Here is a 19,414-nt window from a genome sequence, read left to right on the forward strand (position 1 = left end):
AAAAGTAAACAAAAATTTTTAATAAGAAAAAAATTAAAATGATTGCGCATAATCCGCTGAGAAATATACATAATGAATATTAAAAATCCGCAAAGGAGACCCATATGTCTAAAGAAAAGAAGCCTATTTTTTCCGATTCATATTTAGATGCAGTAGCAAATGAAATTAATCAGTTATATGGTAAACGTGAACAGGAAATAAATTTGACAGATAGAACGAAAAGAAATAAATAATTTGTCATACAAAAAAATAAAAAAGATAGCAATACACTTATATATTGCTATCTTTTTTATTTTTTCATACATCTAATTCTATTACAGATTTGTTAAAGGTCATCTCTTCATACACCTTTAAATTTTGATATATAGATTCTAATAATGGTGCCGCTATAGAAAATTTCTCTGCTACATCCAGTAAATATCCTTGCAAGTGCTTCCCTTCAATAAACGAACCCTTTTCCATATCACGTTGCATTGATGACTTCATATCATACGAAATTTTATCAATCGTTTTCATATGTTCCTGGGCAATATTAGCCTTTACTGGAGCTCCTAATACTCTCATGATTTGTACAGATTCCTCAAACACATTACGGATAAAATCACGGCCGCCTTCACTTTCACGGATTGGTCCAATTGGTGCACGCATTAACGTTGTCACACCTGACATTACAGTAATAAATAAATATTTATGCCACATATCTTGCGTAATATTTTCACTTAAAACAAAACTAGATTTCGTACCTGAAAATGCTTTAGAAATATGCTTTACTCTCTCTGAATTTTGAGACTTAATTTCTCCAAACACAAGTCTGTTGGCAGCGCTGGTTTGTACAATTTCTCCTTGATCGTTTAACGTCGTCTCGATAAAGCATAAACCGCCAATTACTTTTTCTTCGCCGAATTCTTTTTGTAATAGCGATAAATGAGCGATACCATTTAACAATGGAATGATTACAGTATTTTCGCCAACAAACGGCTTCAAATCTTGAATTGCCTCGTTTAAGTGATACGCTTTTGTTGAAAATAAAATAACATCAAATGGAGAAGTTCGCTCTTCTTTCGTTATTAATTTCGGTCGGAAGGAAAAATCCCCGTTAACACTTCGGATTACAAGTCCTCTTTCCTCTAATTGTTTTTTCCGTTTACTACGAACAAGAAACGTGACATCTTCTCCCTTCTCGACTAATCTGCCACCAAAAAATCCTCCGACTCCACCAGCGCCTAATACTAAAATCCGCATACAGCATCCCCCTTTTCAAAATACAATTTTATAACTTTTAGTATACATAACATTATACATGTTCCCTGCTAAATAAGCTGAATTTTCACTCTCAATTGAGTATAAAAGAGTGGTTATTTTCAAATAAATTTGGGCATGTTGTTTCTATAGCATATATGGAAAGGACACAATGTAGATGGAGGCAATACAATCAATTGAGGAAAAAGGTGTAGCAACAGCTATATTTCAATTTATATTCCCGTTTTCGTTTAAAGCTGGATATGAACAAGAGATGTTCCCTTTCTTACAAAAAAACGATTTTCGTCCTTTTCGGCTCGATCATCTCGATGATGAAAATACATATTATGGGGAGTTTAAAGTTTCACATCAAAATATGGAAGCATACTATCTTTCATTTACAAATAAAATTCTCTTTCCTCACTCAGAGCATCAAAAGGGCTTGCAACGTTATTCAAAGGACCTTAACTTAACTGGACATTTAACAACAAACCTTATTTCAATTCCATTCAAGATACACTCTATTGATGTCACACTTTGTCCTTATGAACTTGGCTTCTTAACAATTCGAACAGAAGTAAACACTGCTCCAAACATGACTTTATCTGAAGCAATCGAATTCGCTGCTCGCTTCCGTGTACTTGAAACTAAAAATGATACAAATGAGACTATTTGTATTGAATGTAACGGAAAAAAGTATTCCCAAGTTGAAAAATTCATTTTTGGTTATTTATTTCATGGTGTAACTGATTTCTTTGAAAAGAAGAGATTAAGAAGTTCATACTTTCAAACCTTCCCTTTCTTCGAAGACCAAAGAATGTACGTCCAAACTTTATTGTCACTAAAAGAAGGTATGGAGCTTAATGAAGTGGATGTTTATCGTACTTCTAGTCTTTCCGGATTAACAAGTGATGGTAAGCCATATGTGAGCGCAAATAACCTTCCTTACATTCATGACTATTTAAAAAAACACGCTTACCAGAGATGGACTCCAAATCGTTATTTCATAATGGAAGAACATATTTTTACATGTGTAACAAATGAAGGAGAACGTAAAATCGCTAAACTTGCTAGTCAAATGTACGGAGAATTTTATTACGCTTTATTATTAAACCTATTCCATAAAATTGTTTTATTAAAAATGGCTAACGCCTATGCTGAGCTAAACATTGAACAAGATACTAATGAAATAGAGAAATTAATTTATTCGATCAATTCGTTCACTGCTAATTATTTTTCTTTAGAATTAGTATCCCAATCACAAAGTGAAGATATTTTCTTTCGTTTAAGAAAACTTTTTAATATTGAGGTTCTATACTCGAACGCGAAACAAAATCTTGATAGTTTGTTTAAATATCAAGAAAATGTCGCCTCTAAAAAAGATAGCCTCTTATTATTAATTTTAACGCTCTACTCTGTAGTGGGCCAAATGTTAGGGTTTACTATGATTGACCTTTTCAGAAACACCGATTCAAACAAAATATCGTCACCTCTTGAATTTTTCGCTCTATTAATTGCGATTAGCGGCATTGTCATTTCACTTATTTTAGGAGCCCAAAGTTTATACCAATGGGGTCTACAGCATAAACGAAGAAAAGCTTGGGTAAAACAAACTGTACTTTCTGCCGTTAAAGAGAAAGAAGATAAAAATTAAAAAAGGTTATTTTCAAATTCTTGGCGCGCTGCATTAAGTGAAATTTTTATGAGCGATTTTCCGATTATATCGGCGCAACTCGAAATATATCAGCGATTTTTTTAATATATCGACTTACCGACAAATGACAGGACCGGATAATAAAAAAAGGGTGCTCCAAAATAAAACTTGGAGTACCCCTTTTATTATACGAATTCAGTTTACTTCCCTGCTTCGATTTGCTCTAATGCAGCAGCTACTTGCTCTTCCGTTAATTCATGTTGTATTACGTAGCGGTTACGTGGACTTACACGACATTCATGAGAACATGCACGTAAATATTTCGCTTCGTTTTCTTCAGAACATAAAATTTTCTTATTACATTCTGGATTTGAACAGTTTACATAGCGCTCACAAGGTTCACCTGTAAAGTGGTCTTTACCAACGATAACATGTTCTTTTTGGTTTACTGGTACAGCAATACGCTCATCGAACACGTAACATTGTCCATCCCAAAGCTCACCTTGTACCTCTGGGTCTTTTCCGTACGTTACAATTCCGCCGTGAAGCTGACTTACATCTTCATAGCCTTCACGAACTAACCAACCAGAAAACTTCTCACAACGAATTCCGCCTGTACAATAAGTTAAAATCTTTTTACCTTCAAGTACTTCTTTATTTTCACGAATCCAATCTGGTAATTCACGGAATGATTCGATATCAGGTTTAATCGCACCTTTGAAGTGACCTAAATCAAACTCATAATCATTTCGTGCATCAATGATAACTGTATCTTCTTGTTTCATTGCTTCATAAAAATCTTTTGGCTCTAAATACTTCCCAGTTATTTCGTGTGGGTTAATGTCATCTTCTAGACGAAGTGTAACTAACTCTGGACGAGGACGCACGTGCATTTTCTTGAATGCATGACCATCAGCTTCATCTATTTTAAATACGATACCGTCAAAACGTGGATCATTGTTCATTGCTTCCATGTATTTCTCTGTTTGTTCTACAGTTCCAGAACAAGTTCCGTTAATACCTTCTTTCGCTACAAGAATTCTTCCTTTTAATTCAAGTGAATTACAAAATTCTAAATGCTCTGCCGCGAATTCTTCTGGGTTTTCAATTGTTGTGTACATGTAATATAGTAATACTCTGTATGGTTTTGTAGTTGCCAATGTATTTCTACCACCTATCTAATTTTTAAAATCATGTATAAGTTAACGTTCATATCAAAACATATATAATAAGAAAATGAATCCCATTTTCTTTTCTTTATACTATTTTCTATCAGTTAACAAAAATAAAAAACAAGATTACACATCAAAACACTATGGTTATGTTGTAATCCCAATATATTATATATCATACAAATGCAATTCCATCAATTAATATGCTGGATTATCGGCTTTATGTTCACATAAATTTCAAAATTGACCCTTTAATTTATTATGTTTCCCCACGTCATCACACCATAAACTCCCAATTTATTTTACGTTATCACACCATCCATTGCATAAAGGCATATAATTTGCATTAAGGAAACTTTCGTGTTCAAATGAAATTATCATATAACATATCTAAATGTATTGAAATAATGAGTAAGAATAAATACAATAATTTCATCAAGTTAACATTTTAAAGGGGAAAACTACTATGAATAAAGATATAACAAAAGATGAACATCTCCCTTCTGAAAGTACAACCGTACAATCAGCTCACTTAGCTTTAAGTGGAGAAACAAAAGGCTGGAAAAGACTGTTACCATTTTTAGGACCCGCTTTTATAGCGTCCGTTGCTTATATTGATCCTGGCAACTTTGCTACAAATATCGCAGCTGGTTCACAATATGGATATTTACTATTATGGGTTATACTCGCCTCTAACTTAATGGCTGTATTAATCCAAACTTTATCAGCTAAATTAGGAATTGCTACAGGAAACAATTTACCCGAAATAGCTCGTGAAAACTTTCCAAAGCCTGTGTCTATCGGTTTATGGATACAAGGTGAACTAGTTATTATGGCTACAGATTTAGCGGAATTTATTGGAGCTGCATTGGGGCTTTACTTACTATTTGGAATCCCGATGCTACCTGCCGCTTTAATTACAGCAGCCGGATCATTTATTATCCTTGAATTTCAACGTAGAGGATTTCGTCCACTAGAAGCTATTATTACAGGAATGATTTTCATTGTAGTAATTGCTTTTGGGATTCAAGTTTTTTATGCAAAACCAGAATTAAGTCCCCTTCTTTCAGGACTATTTATTCCAAAATTCCAAGGTGTAGACAGTATATTACTTGCAGCAGGGATTTTAGGTGCGACAGTTATGCCGCATGCAATATACTTGCATTCTGCATTAACACAACGCCGTGTGGTCGGAACAACTGACGAACAAAAGAAAAAGATTTTTCGTTTCGAATTTATCGATATTATTATTGCAATGGTTATTGCTGGAGCAATTAATGCAAGTATGTTAATTGTTGCTGCTGCACTATTCTTTAAAAACGGCTTGCACGTTGAAGATTTAGATGTTGCTTACACTCAATTTACCAACTTAGTAGGTCCTGTATCAGCTGCTTTGTTTGGAATTGGGCTCTTATCAGCAGGACTATCTAGCTCTTCTGTCGGTACAATGTCGGGTGATATTATTATGCAAGGTTTCATTCGCATGCATATTCCGTTATACTTACGCCGATTTATTACAATGATTCCACCATTAGTTATTATCGCTTTAGGTGTAAATCCAACTTACGCTCTAGTCATGAGCCAAGTCGTCTTATCATTCGGTATTGCATTTGCACTAGTGCCACTTATTATGTTTACAAGTAACAAAAAGATTATGGGTGCACTCGTTAACCACCGTATAACAACATTTATCGCTTGGATAATTGCAGCACTCGTTATCGTTTTAAATATCTTCTTACTGTATCAAACATTTGTAGGGTAATGAAAAAAGGGTATTCCAATTTTAATTTGGAGTACCCTTTTTGGATGAAATGATTTTCTTCTAGTTACCACTTGTGTATGTCCCTCTTTCCGGCATCATGACACCATTTTCAGTTCGAAAGTAAAGTGGCAATCCTTCCGCAAAAAACATACTTACCTTGGACGGATCTTGCCTTTGATGATGAATATGTAAATGCGGCTCACTTGAACTTCCTGAGTTACCGACTTGAGCAAGAAATTCTCCTTCATTTACATGTTGTCCTTCTCTCACATTAATTGATCCTTTCTTTAAATGGGCAAGAATTAAAAATGTGCCCGTTTCATCTAGTCGTAAATAAATATGATTCCCAGCCATTGACTGAAAATTATCCGATCCCGGAACTAAATCTTGTTCATTATTATTAATTGATACAACCGTCCCAGAAGCTGGTGCCATTACTTTCGCTCCATATATTCCGTAATCCTCTAACTTACTACTTTTCACTTCAGCAGGTGGAATGAGAATATCATATGCCCACCTTTCATTTGGTTTTATAACGTGATAGTTCATTTCTAACCGATCACCACCCCAACCTATTAATGCTCGCTCATTCAAAGGAAAACGAACTACTGCTTTAGGACTCATAGATTGTATATCTGCTGGATAAGCAATTCTACCTATATTAGCAAACCAACCGACAGGCCAAGCTCCAATGATAGAAAACAGAATGATTAAAAATAGCGTTCTATCTATCCGCTTTCTAAAAATGCCTTTCCAAAAAAATATTATTACTGATCCTACCAAGAGGAAAACTGAAATAAAACTAAAAGCCTGTATACTCCACCAAACAAAAACTGATGTAACACCATTAGCTACATAAACTAAGATCCAACTTATAATTAAAAAAGAAACTATAATTACTAATAAAAATGCCTTCCACATGTCGCGTCCCTACTCTCATATCCTTTTTCTCAATGATACAAAGTAAAAATTACGACATATAAAAGAAATACTTACGACTTTCTTACTTTTTTATACTGCGGTAATTTCACAGTAAAAACTGTTTCTTTATCGTTACTACGTACAGTGATATCCCCTTGATGGAGATCGGCTATACTTTTTGAAATTGCAAGTCCTATTCCTTTCCCGCCCGTATGAGAACTACGTGATTTTTCACTACGATAAAATTTCTCAAAAACGTAAGGAAGGTCCTCTTTCGGAATGCATTGTCCAAAATTTTTAATTTCTACTTCAACATTCATTGTTTTATTGGAAATTTCAATTGCAATTTCCTTTCCATCTTTTCCATACATAATACTATTACCTATTACATTTTCAAATAGTCTCACTATAAGTGCTACATCAACTTCTACATGCAGCACTTCATCACTTTTAATATAAAAGCTCATATTAGCATCATCTAATTGTGGTACAAAGTCAATCATGATTTGTTCAATTAATGCTTTCATATCTACTTCATCTTTATGTAATTCAATCTCTCTATAATTTATTTGACAGTATTCTAATAAATCATCTATTTGATGTTTTAATTCATAACTTTTTCGCTTTAATATACTTACATACTGTTCACATTCCTCTCCATTCGAATGAAGTTTATTTCCTAACAGGTCCGCATAACCGATTAAAGATGTTACTGGCGTTCGTAAATCATGAGAAATATTACTAATCATTTCATTTTTCATTTCCTGTGATTTTTTTTCATTCTCGATAGACTCTTTTAAGCTTTTCGCCATTCTATTAACATTTGCCGCTAGTTCACCAATCTCGTCATTTTTCAAAATAGGTATATGTATTTCAAAATTACCGTCACTTATTTCCTTCAGGTTCTTGTTAATTTGAGACAACCTTTTCATCAGTGTTTTTGTCATACATGCAAAGTATGTTGTAGTAAAAATCAAAAAAACTATAAAATATAAAAATGAATATTTTTCCTCTAAAACATTAACCTGACTATATATATTTCCAACTAAAATTTGAAACACTATTATACTTACAGTCGCTAACAAGATGCTACATATGAATGCGATAAAAAACTTAGCTCTAATGCCTTGTAATGATTTAATCTTCAATTTTATATCCGACTCCCCAAACATTTTGAATAAACTTCGGTTCTTTTGGATTCTCTTCAATTTTATTTCTCAATCTTGCAATATGAACCATTACTGTATTATTACTTTCATAGGCTCTTTCGTTCCAAACGCTCTCATATATTTCTTCAATTGTGAACACACGATTCCTTGCAGCTGCCATTAAGTGTAAAATATCATATTCAGTTTTCGTAAGATTGATTCTTTCTCCATATAACATTACTGTTCTCGACACTTCATCTATTTCTAAACCTCTAATATTTATTTTCTTTTCCATTACTTGGGGAGCATTTTGATTGAAATATGTATACCTTCTTAATTGAGCTTTCACTCTTGCGATAAATTCAATTGTACTGAACGGCTTCACAATATAATCATCTGCCCCAGTACTAAATCCAATTACCTTATCTACATCCGATGATTTCGCGCTTAAAAACATAATTGGTAAACTATGTTTCTCTCTAATCCTTCTACAAAGTTCTATACCATCCATTTGAGGCATCATAATATCCAAAATAGCAAGTTGAATACTGTTATTATTTATTATTTCTAAAGCCTCTTCTCCGTTATGAGCACTAAAAACTTTAAAACCTTCTTGTTTTAAATTCACATTAATAAATTGAATAATATCTTTATCGTCATCTACAATTAATATCGAATTTTTTTCCATTTCCAAACCTCTTTTTTGAAATATATTCCACATCTAAGTTTATCATAAATCAAATCTACCCTTACACCTTGAATAATCTTTATTTTCAGATTAAATTATATAATAACAAATACATTCTATTTTCATGTGAAAAGGAGCGAAAATATGTTTCCTTTATTAAAAACTGAAAGACTTATTTTAAGAGAACTTACCGAAGAAGATGCACCGCGTATACTACAATGCTTTTCTAATACTAATGTACTGCGCTATTATGGCCAAAAACCGTTACAAGATGTTGATCAAGTGAAACAAATCATTCATAACTTTAAGTTGAGTTACAATGCAAGAAACGGTATAAAATGGGGAATCGAATTAAAAGACAAGAAAGAACTCATCGGTACCATTGGTTTTCACGATTGGTCTTCTGAGCATAAACGAGCCAATATAAGTTATGCCTTTTTGCCTGAACACTGGGGAAAAGGATATGCGACTGAAGCTGTTTCTGAGGTTATATCATACGGTTTCCATACGATTCATTTAAAGCGGATTGGGGCAATTGTATTTCTTGAAAATGAAGCTTCCAATAAAGTGCTATTAAAACTAGGTTTTGAAAAAGAAGGAGTTCTAAAAAATTATATGTATCAAGATGATATCCCATATGATACGAATTTTTACGCTTTATTAAAATCGGTTTAATAGAATTCATGTGTAAAAAACCTTACTTTTAAAAAGTAAGGTTTTTTGTATTTATTCATTAGCAATATAAGCATTCTTATAAGTATAAATACCACCAAATTGATGCTTTTCAATTCCTTTTACATAATCCTTTTGTACATATGCTGAGCCAATATGATAAAGCGGCGCCACCGCAGCATCTTCTAATAATACCTGCTCGGCTTCTCGCAACGCTTTCCATCGATTTTCCGTATCTAGTACAAAATCCGTTTTCGCTTTCTTTATTAATTCATCGTAACGAACATTAGAATAATTCATTTTATTATTCGGATTCCCTGTCGTAAATAACTCTAAATAACTAATTGGGTCTTTATAGTCAGGTCCCCAATTTGCCATAGTTATATCGTAATCACCTATTTGTTCTAACTGTAATTTTTGCTTAAATGGCTGTTGTTTAATTTGTATCGTTAACCCTTGCAAATTCTTCTCTAAATCACCTTTTATATATTCTGCCATACGTATTGCATTATCTTGTTCGAACGTTAAGAACTCTAGGTTTACTTGTTCTACCCCAAGCTCTTTTTTCGCTTCTTCCCAAAGTTTTTTTGCATTTTGCAAATCATATGAGGAAATATCTCCATTTTCTTTTCTAAAATCTTTACCAGTCACTTCATTTACATGACCAACTGGTACAAGTCCACTTGCAGGTTTTGCTCCGTTATTAATAAAGTGAGCAACGAAATCATCTTTATTTAACGCTAATGAAATAGATTGACGCACCTTTTTATTTGCTAACGCGGTATTTTTTTCATTAAAACGAAGCATAGCAATTCCAGGATCACTCGACATATGTAATTCCTTATTCCCTTTATACTTGTCTACAACTTGCGAATTAATAGGTACTCGATCTAAATCTCCAGCTTCATATAAATTTACAGCTGTCATTGTATCCTTTACGATATGAAAGTTTATTTCGTCTAATTTCACTTTCTTTCGATCCCAATATGTAGCATTCTTCTTTAATTGAAACTCTTGTTCATGCTTCCATTTTTCTAATACAAATGGACCGTTATATATGAGATTACTAGGTTCCAATGCATAATTGTTTCCTTGTTCTTTCAAAAATGATTCATGCTGTGGTAAGTATATAGGTAGTGCTAACAACTGTAAAAAATACGGAATTGACTGTTCGAGTTCAACTTCTAACGTATAATTATTTATCGCTTTAACCCCAAGTGCATCAAGAGGCATTGTTCCCTTATTGATCTCTTTCGCATTTTTTACATAAAAGAGCATGGACGCATATTGAGAGGCTGTTTCAGGGTTAATTGCACGTTTCCAAGCAAATGTAAAATCATTTGCTGTTACATTATCCCCATTTGACCATTTTGCATCTTTACGCAAGTCAAATGTATATTTCTTACCATCTTCACTTCTTTTAAACGATTTTGCTATGGCTGGAGTAGGCTGATCTTGATCGTTTAATACATATAACCCTTCAAATATATTCTGCATAATGTGGGCTGATGTACCATCTGTTGTTTTCACAGTGTCCAGAGAAGGAATTTCTTCTGATACTGTTACATTTAACACTTGTTTTTTAACCTCTGTATCACTTTTATTCGCTTTATTATTACAAGCTGTTAATAATAAAGATGTAACAAGTGCCATTACCATTAAATGGCTCTTTTTTCGCTTCATGAGTTGTTCTCCTTAAATATAAAATATTATAAAGCGTAATATATTATAGCAGAAATACTAACAGAAAGATGCGACATTCTTTTGAATATTTATTCGTTCAAGAAAAAAGCTATCCTTTTAAAAGGATAGCTTTTTCAACTGCCACATAATTATCTATCTTTGCAGACCTCGTTTATAACGACGTGCTTCAAATATAATACGCTCTTCATCTAACGTTTTACATTCACCATTCCAAACGACACGTTTTCCGTTAATAATTACATCGCTTATATCTTTACCACTCGCAGCATATACAAGGTGTGATAACACTTCATCTGCTGGTTGTAGATGCGGCTTGTTAGACGGGTCAATCGTAATAAAATCAGCACACTTACCAGCTTCTAGTGACCCGGTTTGTTTCATGCCGATTACTTCAGCAGCTCCTTTTGTCGCAAGTGTAAGAGCTGTTTCAACTGGTAAAGCTGTTGCATCTTGGTGAATACCTTTTTGTAGTAAAGTCGCTATGCGCATTTCTTCAAACATGTCTAAATTATTGTTAGATGCAACACTATCTGTTGCAATTCCTACTTTTATTCCTGCTTCTAGCATCGCTTTTACATTCGCTATACCAGAACCTAGTTTTAAATTACTATTTGGGTTATGTGCTACTCGAACATCATGTTCTGCTAAAAATGCACGCTCATCGTCATTTAATACTACACCGTGTGCAATAACTGTTGGGCGTTTAAACAATCCGCAGCTCGCTGCATATTCTACTGGACGTTTTCCATACTGTGCTTCAATATCACGTACTTCACGCTCTGTTTCAGAAAGATGGATATGAACCATCGTTTGATTCTCTACTGCAATCCGTGCGCACTCTTCTAACAATTCTGTACTACATGTATATGGACTATGTGGTGCAACCATCGTAGTTAACATGCCACTTTCGTTATAGTAACGCTTCACATATTTCTCAGCTTCTTCAATCGCTTTCTTTTCATCGTCTTTCGTTCCGAAGCTAAATAAAGTCCTTGAAACAGCAGCTCGCATCCCGCTCCTTGATACCGTTTCCATAATTGCGTCTTGATCTACTCCAATTGGATTAAACATGTCAGAGAATGATGTTGTACCACTTTTCACCATCTCAAGTAATCCTAATTCCGTACTAGCGACCGCAATTTGGGGAGTAAATTGACTTTCCAGTGGCCAAATTCTCGTCTCAAGCCATGGCTGTAATAACATATCATCTCCAATACCTCTTAGGAGACTCATTACAACGTGTGTATGTGTATTTACAAGCCCTGGTAAAACCCACTTTCCTTTCATGTCAATTACTTCATCTACTTCAAATTCATTAGCGAATTCTCCGCTCTTTACATCTATAATTTGATCATTCTCTACAATGATATATCCATTTTCTATCACTTCGTTTTGTTCATTCATCGTTACAATTGTAGCGTTTACATAAGTTGTTTTCAAAAGTATTTCCCCTTTCAACTCTATGAAGTTCCCTTTAATAAGTTACCACCATTATAGTAACTTATTAAAGATTAAGAGTCAAAAGATAATTTTAATTCTTTCGTTATTTTTCCCTTCAAAATGTTATATTGCTTTTCATTTGTATCTGCAAATGCTTCTTCCCGATTTGACTTTTCATCCATATAATTCAATTTCCCATTGAATTGAGTCTCTGTAAAATCAAATCTCTGCCCATCTATAAAGTTATAAAAGTGCCATACCTCTCTTACTTTTGTCTTTTTAATTTCTCCTCCGTATATGTCTTGAACGACAAGAGCTGTAACACCACATTGTCCCTTTGCTGGGTTTTCAATTGTCCACTTTGAACTCGTTTCAATCGACCACGATTTTATTAGTGCTTCATATATTCTTTTTTCCTTTACATCATCCATTCTAATCTTCCCCTACTATTAATAGTTTTACACATCATATTTCAAAAGAGGCAGTACACGACCCTTAAAGACAGTTGATGGTGTCTCTCCTATTAACTGTGCTCCCATTTTCAAGTAATATCCTTTTGCATTCGGATCACTATCAATTGTAAAACTTTTTAATCCTAGTTCATTGGCTTTTTCTATTACATACTCCCAAAGTATTTTCCCGTAACCTTTTCCTTTGTAATGAGGATGAATGTACAAGAAATCGAGAGCTTTATCATTACGTAAAAATGAGAAAAAACCAATCTTCGCATTATCGTTTACTAAAACATATACAAAATTATTTTTTATGTACTCTTCCGTAATTGTTAAATCTTCCTTACAAGCAAGTATGAATTCTTCACTATAATTCCACGTTGCTTTTGAATGTAGTGCGAGTTCACTTAATTCATTTGCTTCACTTAATTCATTTGCTTCACTTAATAATGCTTCTCTTATCTTCATGATTCTTTTTCCTCACTTTCAATATGTACACTACTAAATTGATTCGGAAAGCACTTCAAAAAAACCTTTAATTTCCATAAAATAGAAATTAATTTTATGAATCTTTATTATAATCAGTACGACTTTCAACAATTTTTTTAAAGAAAAAGAACGCCATCCCTAAAAGTTGGCGTTCTCTTTTTCTAAAATTTAATCTTCAAGCTCACTCATTCGTTTTACTATTTCGTACGATACAAACCTATACAGTTTCTACTACCGCTTCAAGCATTGTTCCATTTTTAGCATAGTTCGTATGCCAAGAAAAAGCTTTTTCTAAAATATGAGGAGTTTGTCCACCTCTTATTTTTGCTTCTTCGTAATAAGCTCGTAGCTGTTCACGATACATTGGATGTGCGCAATTCTCAATAATAAGTTCCACTCTTTCTCTTGGCGCAAGTCCCCTTAAGTCGGCATATCCCTGTTCAGTGACGATAACATCTACATCATGTTCAGTATGGTCTACATGAGAAACGAAAGGAACGATACTTGAAATGTTACCACCTTTCGCAATCGATTTAGTAACAAAGATAGCTAGGCGAGCATTTCTTGCAAAATCGCCAGACCCACCAATACCATTCATCATTTTTGTACCTAAAACGTGAGTAGAGTTAACATTTCCGTATATATCTAATTCTAATGCAGTATTAATTGAGATTAATCCAAGGCGACGAATAATTTCAGGATGATTGGAAATCTCTTGTGGACGCATCATTAATTTGTCACGATATTTTTCAAAGTTAGAAAATACTTGTTGCATTTTCTCTTCAGAAAGCGTGATAGAACAACAAGAAGCAAAATTGACTTTTCCAGCATCCATAAGATCAAAAACTGCATCTTGTAAAACCTCGGAATATACTTCTAAATCTTCAAATTCTGAATCTAACATTCCATGCAATACGGCGTTAGCCACTGAACCAATTCCTGATTGTAACGGCGCTAAACGATTTGTTAATCGGCCTACTTTGACTTCTTCTCGAAGGAATTCTATTAAATGCTGTGCCATAATAACAGTTTCTTCATCCGGAGGAACAATTGTCGATGGCGAATCCAATTGATTCGTAAACACAATTCCCTTTACTTTTTCAGGATCAATTGGAATACCGATTGTTCCAATTCGGTCATCTGTTTTCACAAGCGGAATTGGAAGCCTCTCCCCTTGTTTACCTGGTTCATATAGATCATGTAGCCCCTCTAATTGCGCGGATTGAGCCATATTCATTTCAATAATAATAGACTTAGCATTTAAGGAAAACGCTAAGGAATTTCCAATTGAAGTGGTTGGAATAATCATTCCGTCCTCTGTAATCGCAACCGCTTCCAAAATAGCGAAATCTATATCCAGAACGTCAGCACGGAGTAACTCTGCTGTATGAGACAAGTGTTGATCCACAAATAAAAAGTCTCCGTTATTAATTCCTTTTCGCATAGTCGCGTCAGCTTGGAAAGGTAATCTTTTCCCTAAAATTCCTGCCTCAGCAAATAATTTGTCTACATCCGATCCTAAAGAAGCCCCAGTATAAACATTTACTTTAAAAGATTCATCATTCTTAACTCGGTTTACAAGCGCAAATGGGACTGCTTTTACATCACCTGCACGTGTAAACCCACTTAAGCCTAAAGTCATTCCACTTTGAATCCAGGAAGCTGCTTCTTCAGGTGTAACTACCCGATTTTTTAGACGTTGATCTCTGATTCTATCTAAATTGTTCTCCATATGTAATCCCTCTCTCATTGAATATTCATAATTATTTTACACATTAACACTATCAAAATAGGGATTTTAGTATACAATGCCGAAAATTCAGACAGAACAGCAAATCTAGGTTCTAAAGCAGAAAAATTTAGAATCCTAGAAGTTTACGGAAATAACTAGCGTATGATTGACTAACTGGTACTCTCTCACCATTATCCATTGAAAGTAAAAAAGTAGAATGGGTATCAGGATAAATTGCTTTAATATGATTAACATTTACAATAAACGAACGGTGACATCTAATAAATGAATCTTTCGGAAGCAAGTATTCGAATTCTTGTAGAGAGTATTTATGTGTTCCTGATAACTCTTCTGAATTCACGTACGTCTTTTTATCTTTAGCCTCTAAATACATAACCTTTGAAAAAGGAACCGGAATCCAGCCGTCTGTTGTTTTTAAAGTAACGACTGACTTTCCATCCGTTAAAGCTGGATAAATTGCCGTTACGCACCCTTCAAGCTTTCCATTGTTTGAAAATGGTACAGCCATTCCATGATAAGGAATACCAAAAACATCCCGATTCATAAACTCAGATGTTTTTTGATTCATCACCATCGCTTTATGAGCAATCGTTCCTTCCTTTATAGGATCCCCGACACTAATCTTTAAATCAATTCGTTTACTTGGCCGATAGTAAATATATTCTTTCGTATTCGAAACAGCAATTGAAATTTCATCTGAAAATAATTCCCCAACAACATCTAGTAATAAACCTAATGTTCTATCTTCCATTCTATTAACACCTCATTCACTATTATACTACTATTATGAACGAGCATCTGTTGCTTTATAAAAAGTTTGATTTTAAATTACTTTTAAAATTAGTTTTATTCACTATTACTTCGTTACTACAAAAAACCTCACTTCAGAAAAGTGAGGTTTCCTCTCATACAATATTTTTTTATTTTTTATTAAGTAAAGTGAATTTAAGAATTTATTGCCCCTATTTCTGTATAATAAATAATCCCAAACTACAAACAGTTTGGGATTATCTTTCTCATTTATTATGCGCATCTAACCACGAAATTAAATCTTTAAATACTTCATCCTTATTTACTTCATGAAACATTTCATGTCTACCATTTTCATATAAACGTAGTGTCACGTCTTTCACACCACATTTTTTATAGTTTTCATATACTTCTTTTACACCTTTCCCCATATCGCCAACAGGATCACGATCACCAGAGAATATATGTATTGGAAGATTCTTTGGCGTCTTCTTGTATTCTTCTAGTTTATTTACTTCTAATACACCAGAAAATAATTCTCGGTAAAAACTCGTCGTACAAATGAAACCACATAACGGATCCGCAATATATTTATCAACTTGATTATTATCTGAAGATAACCAATCAAATTTTGTACGATTTGGCTTAAAGTTCGAATTGAAGTTTCCGAAAGATAAAAAGTTTAACATTGGACTTTTCGTTTTTGCCCCACGCAATTTCATTTCGATTGTTGCTACTTTATGACCAATAGCTCCTAAAAGCCCTGGATTTCCACCTGTTCCTGAAATCAGAAATCCATCATATAATTCGCCTCTAAGTTGTACTGCACGTCTTGATAAAAAAGAACCCATACTATGTCCAAGTAAAAACAAAGGACTTGACTGCTCTTCTTTTATCTTTTCTGAAACAAAGATAACATCCGATACAACTTGATTCCACCCTATATTTGGTTCAAAATGACCATAATCTTCTTCTTTTTTTACTGTTTTCCCATGTCCTTTATGATCATGCGCATAAACACCATACCCTGCTTCCAATAAAGCATCTACAAATTCTGTATACACCCCTGCATGCTCTGTCATGCCATGTGCAATTTGAATAATTCCTCTCGGATCTCCTTCTGGTAACCACTTACGCAAATAAATTTCCGATCCATCCAATGCCGTAACGAAACTTTCCTGTACATTCATTTCGTCAGCCCCCAACTCTATTATGTATAGCTTTAAGAAAATGAATATCCATTCACTTTTCTTATTTTATATTATATGTAATTGCTTTCATTATGACAAATGATGTATTTTTCAGACTTGCTTTTAAACTAATTTCTTGACGAATTCAAAATAAAATTATATAGTTACTTACATAAAGTAACTATATAATTTTTAGGAGGTTCCTACTATTATGATGCCATCATTATTTTTAGCACATGGTTCGCCTATGCTCGCTATTCAAGATACAGACTATACACGATTTTTAAAAACACTTGGAGAAACATATAAACCGAAAGCAATTGTTATTTTCACTGCTCATTGGGAAAGTGAAGTATTAACGATTTCCTCATCAGATAACGAGTATGAAACAATTTATGATTTTGGAGGTTTTCCCCCTGAGTTATACGAAATCAAATATCGTGCGAAAGGCTCTTCTCATATTGCATCTATTTTAGAAACAAAATTTAAGAACAAAGGTATTTCAGTCCATCATAATATGACGAGAGGTTTAGATCATGGTTCATGGACACTCCTGCACCGCATGTATCCAGAAGCAAATATTCCTGTCGTGCAAATATCAGTCAATCCATTCCTTTCTGCAAAAGAACAATTTGAAATTGGAGAAGCACTTAAAGGACTCGGACAAGAAGATATTTTAGTAATCGGGAGTGGCGTTACCGTTCATAATTTACGAGCACTGAAATGGAATCAAACTACACCTGAAAAATGGGCAATTGAATTTGATGATTGGATTATTAAACATATGCAGAATAACGATAAAGATGCATTGTTTAATTGGGAGAAAAATGCTCCTCATGCACAATTAGCAGTACCAAGAGCAGAACATTTTGTTCCTTTATTTATCGCTATGGGAAGTGGTGAAAATAGCGGTGAAGTCATTCACCGTAGTTACGAGCTTGGTACATTAAGTTATCTTTGTCTTCGATTTTAAAGAAAAGGATGAAGCACATGCTGCTTCATCCTTTTTCTTTTTCATTCACTTAGTTAACTAACTTCCAAATGTCGTTTCTCTGATACCTCTTCGTTCTTATTATGAAAATAAACCCAAATACACGCAATAAATAATAGTGAAGATGTAGAGAGGAAAACATATTGGAAACCTGCATGCGCTGCAATTTGTCCCCCGAGCACTGGACCAATCATATTTCCTAAAAACTGAAATGATTGATTATATCCAAATATTCGTCCCGTAACATGGGTTGGTGTATGTTGTTTTAGTAGAGTTTGTACGGAAGGTAATAATCCTGCTTGTGCGATACCTAATAAAAATCGAAGAATTAATAGTTGCCAAGCTGACGTTACAAATGCTTGCGGGATAAAAATAATTCCTGCAGCAAATAACGCTACAACTAACGTTTTTTGAGGACCGATATGATCTGATAATCTTCCTAGTCTTGGTGCTGCCAAAATAACTGCTAATCCTGTCGCTGACATAACTGCACCCGCAATTGTTTCAATATGTGCAGTATGAGGACCTACTAAATTTTTCACGTACAATGTAACAATTGGTTGAACTGACATATTAGCAAGTTGAATAATAAATGTTGTTACAAATAAACTAATAATTAAATGCTTCGCTGGGACCATCGTCCATACTTTTTTCGGCTGTGTTTTTTTTGCTTGAGCAGAGTGATTTTCTTCATGCAGGAAGAAAAAAACGATGAGAAAGGAAAGGAATAAAAAAGCTCCCGTAACAAGAAAGACATGACGCATTCCAATTAACTCAGACAAATAACCGCCAAGTAACGGGCCAAGTAACGAACCGCTCACACCACCAGTTGAAATTGTGGAAATCGCCCAACCTGAATGTTCTTTCGGAGTTTCTGCTGCAATAAATGTCATCGCTGTTGAAAGGAAACCAGATACTGCTCCCATTAAAAATCTTAGTGCGACTAGTTGATACACATCCGTTACAAACCCCATAAGCGTCATAATAATCGCCATACCGAGGCTAGCACGAATAAGCATCAATTTCCGTCCATGTATATCACCAAGCTTTCCCCATATTGGCGATACGATCGCACCCATTAAAAATGTTACACCAAATGCAAGTCCCGACCACTGTGCAATGCTTGAAGTGCCAGTTACTCCTAATTCCCCAATATAAAAAGATAAGAAAGGAATTACTAAACTCATACCGGCTGCAGTGGTAAAACAACCTAGCCAACAAATCATTAAATTCCGTTTCCAGCTGGCCATTTTCACACCTTCTTTCTTTAGATACCCATTCTACACCCTTTCTTGTAAAAAGTTTAGTAATTTGCTTTATATGCAAGATTTACTACAAAACCCGCTATTTTCTAGTAAAAACCACTACATCTCTACATCATTTTCATAA

The 19,414-nt window shown here is 34.2% G+C and carries 18 protein-coding genes; 5 read left to right on the forward strand and 13 right to left on the reverse strand.

Features of this window, described 5'->3' with window-relative positions:
* Positions 1 to 104 precede the first annotated feature (104 nt).
* On the forward strand, positions 105 to 233 hold the full coding sequence (locus ACUN13_RS06420; RefSeq protein ID WP_000031873.1) for a hypothetical protein: 129 nt from the start codon (positions 105 to 107) through the stop codon (positions 231 to 233).
* Between the two features lie 64 nt (positions 234 to 297).
* Here ACUN13_RS06420 and panE read toward each other — a convergent pair whose 3' ends face one another.
* The gene (gene panE, locus ACUN13_RS06425; RefSeq protein WP_001221912.1) at positions 298 to 1,242 is read right to left on the reverse strand and encodes a 2-dehydropantoate 2-reductase; all 945 of its coding nucleotides are present in this window, start codon (positions 1,240 to 1,242) and stop codon (positions 298 to 300) included.
* 175 nt (positions 1,243 to 1,417) lie between these two features.
* On the opposite strand from panE, the gene ACUN13_RS06430 reads away from it, so the two are divergent.
* Complete coding sequence (locus tag ACUN13_RS06430; RefSeq protein ID WP_342761745.1) at positions 1,418 to 2,893, forward strand: hypothetical protein; 1,476 nt, start codon at positions 1,418 to 1,420, stop codon at positions 2,891 to 2,893.
* Between the two features lie 200 nt (positions 2,894 to 3,093).
* On the opposite strand, the gene trhO is transcribed toward ACUN13_RS06430, so the two are convergent.
* Entirely contained in the window at positions 3,094 to 4,053 is a 960-nt protein-coding gene (trhO, locus tag ACUN13_RS06435; protein WP_000246231.1) for an oxygen-dependent tRNA uridine(34) hydroxylase TrhO, read from the reverse strand.
* A 478-nt stretch (positions 4,054 to 4,531) separates the two neighbouring features.
* On the opposite strand from trhO, the gene ACUN13_RS06440 reads away from it, so the two are divergent.
* Complete coding sequence (locus ACUN13_RS06440) at positions 4,532 to 5,827, forward strand: Nramp family divalent metal transporter (protein WP_001030679.1); 1,296 nt, start codon at positions 4,532 to 4,534, stop codon at positions 5,825 to 5,827.
* 60 nt (positions 5,828 to 5,887) lie between these two features.
* Here ACUN13_RS06440 and ACUN13_RS06445 read toward each other — a convergent pair whose 3' ends face one another.
* From ACUN13_RS06445 to ACUN13_RS06455, 3 genes are all read right to left on the reverse strand, one after another.
* A complete protein-coding gene (locus ACUN13_RS06445; RefSeq protein WP_000265298.1) occupies positions 5,888 to 6,748 on the reverse strand; it encodes a M23 family metallopeptidase in 861 nt (286 codons plus the stop codon).
* A gap of 71 nt (positions 6,749 to 6,819) precedes the next feature.
* Positions 6,820 to 7,920 carry a HAMP domain-containing sensor histidine kinase gene (locus ACUN13_RS06450; RefSeq protein WP_162837403.1) on the reverse strand — a complete coding sequence of 367 codons (1,101 nt, stop codon included), beginning with the start codon at positions 7,918 to 7,920 and terminating at the stop codon, positions 6,820 to 6,822.
* The gene (locus ACUN13_RS06455; RefSeq protein WP_000414517.1) at positions 7,886 to 8,584 is read right to left on the reverse strand and encodes a response regulator transcription factor; all 699 of its coding nucleotides are present in this window, start codon (positions 8,582 to 8,584) and stop codon (positions 7,886 to 7,888) included. The genes ACUN13_RS06450 and ACUN13_RS06455 overlap by 35 nt, the downstream gene beginning before the upstream one ends.
* A gap of 144 nt (positions 8,585 to 8,728) precedes the next feature.
* Between ACUN13_RS06455 and ACUN13_RS06460 the strand changes: the two genes are divergently transcribed.
* Positions 8,729 to 9,259 (forward strand): GNAT family N-acetyltransferase, encoded by a 531-nt coding sequence (locus ACUN13_RS06460; protein WP_000484220.1) that lies wholly within the window; start codon positions 8,729 to 8,731, stop codon positions 9,257 to 9,259.
* Between the two features lie 51 nt (positions 9,260 to 9,310).
* On the opposite strand, the gene ACUN13_RS06465 is transcribed toward ACUN13_RS06460, so the two are convergent.
* From ACUN13_RS06465 to ACUN13_RS06495, 7 genes are all read right to left on the reverse strand, one after another.
* Complete coding sequence (locus tag ACUN13_RS06465) at positions 9,311 to 10,939, reverse strand: peptide ABC transporter substrate-binding protein (protein ID WP_025710136.1); 1,629 nt, start codon at positions 10,937 to 10,939, stop codon at positions 9,311 to 9,313.
* Between the two features lie 153 nt (positions 10,940 to 11,092).
* Positions 11,093 to 12,418: a bifunctional S-methyl-5'-thioadenosine deaminase/S-adenosylhomocysteine deaminase gene (locus ACUN13_RS06470; protein WP_142292984.1), complete on the reverse strand. Its 1,326-nt coding sequence runs from the start codon at positions 12,416 to 12,418 to the stop codon at positions 11,093 to 11,095.
* 53 nt (positions 12,419 to 12,471) lie between these two features.
* Complete coding sequence (locus ACUN13_RS06475; protein WP_000342907.1) at positions 12,472 to 12,831, reverse strand: YunG family protein; 360 nt, start codon at positions 12,829 to 12,831, stop codon at positions 12,472 to 12,474.
* A 27-nt stretch (positions 12,832 to 12,858) separates the two neighbouring features.
* Complete coding sequence (locus ACUN13_RS06480) at positions 12,859 to 13,320, reverse strand: GNAT family N-acetyltransferase (protein ID WP_445423731.1); 462 nt, start codon at positions 13,318 to 13,320, stop codon at positions 12,859 to 12,861.
* Between the two features lie 238 nt (positions 13,321 to 13,558).
* Positions 13,559 to 15,073, reverse strand: a complete 1,515-nt coding sequence (locus ACUN13_RS06485; RefSeq protein WP_000429832.1) for an acetyl-CoA hydrolase/transferase family protein — start codon at positions 15,071 to 15,073, stop codon at positions 13,559 to 13,561.
* Between the two features lie 127 nt (positions 15,074 to 15,200).
* The gene (locus ACUN13_RS06490) at positions 15,201 to 15,845 is read right to left on the reverse strand and encodes a LytTR family DNA-binding domain-containing protein (RefSeq protein ID WP_000390210.1); all 645 of its coding nucleotides are present in this window, start codon (positions 15,843 to 15,845) and stop codon (positions 15,201 to 15,203) included.
* Positions 15,846 to 16,110: 265 nt separating this feature from the next.
* The gene (locus ACUN13_RS06495; RefSeq protein WP_001102581.1) at positions 16,111 to 17,034 is read right to left on the reverse strand and encodes an alpha/beta hydrolase; all 924 of its coding nucleotides are present in this window, start codon (positions 17,032 to 17,034) and stop codon (positions 16,111 to 16,113) included.
* A gap of 211 nt (positions 17,035 to 17,245) precedes the next feature.
* Between ACUN13_RS06495 and ACUN13_RS06500 the strand changes: the two genes are divergently transcribed.
* Positions 17,246 to 18,007 carry a DODA-type extradiol aromatic ring-opening family dioxygenase gene (locus tag ACUN13_RS06500; RefSeq protein WP_000982899.1) on the forward strand — a complete coding sequence of 254 codons (762 nt, stop codon included), beginning with the start codon at positions 17,246 to 17,248 and terminating at the stop codon, positions 18,005 to 18,007.
* A gap of 53 nt (positions 18,008 to 18,060) precedes the next feature.
* On the opposite strand, the gene ACUN13_RS06505 is transcribed toward ACUN13_RS06500, so the two are convergent.
* Positions 18,061 to 19,275: a multidrug efflux MFS transporter gene (locus tag ACUN13_RS06505; RefSeq protein ID WP_088346088.1), complete on the reverse strand. Its 1,215-nt coding sequence runs from the start codon at positions 19,273 to 19,275 to the stop codon at positions 18,061 to 18,063.
* Between the last annotated feature and the right edge of the window lie 139 nt (positions 19,276 to 19,414).

The sequence above is a fragment of the Bacillus cereus group sp. Bce041 genome (assembly GCF_052646455.1).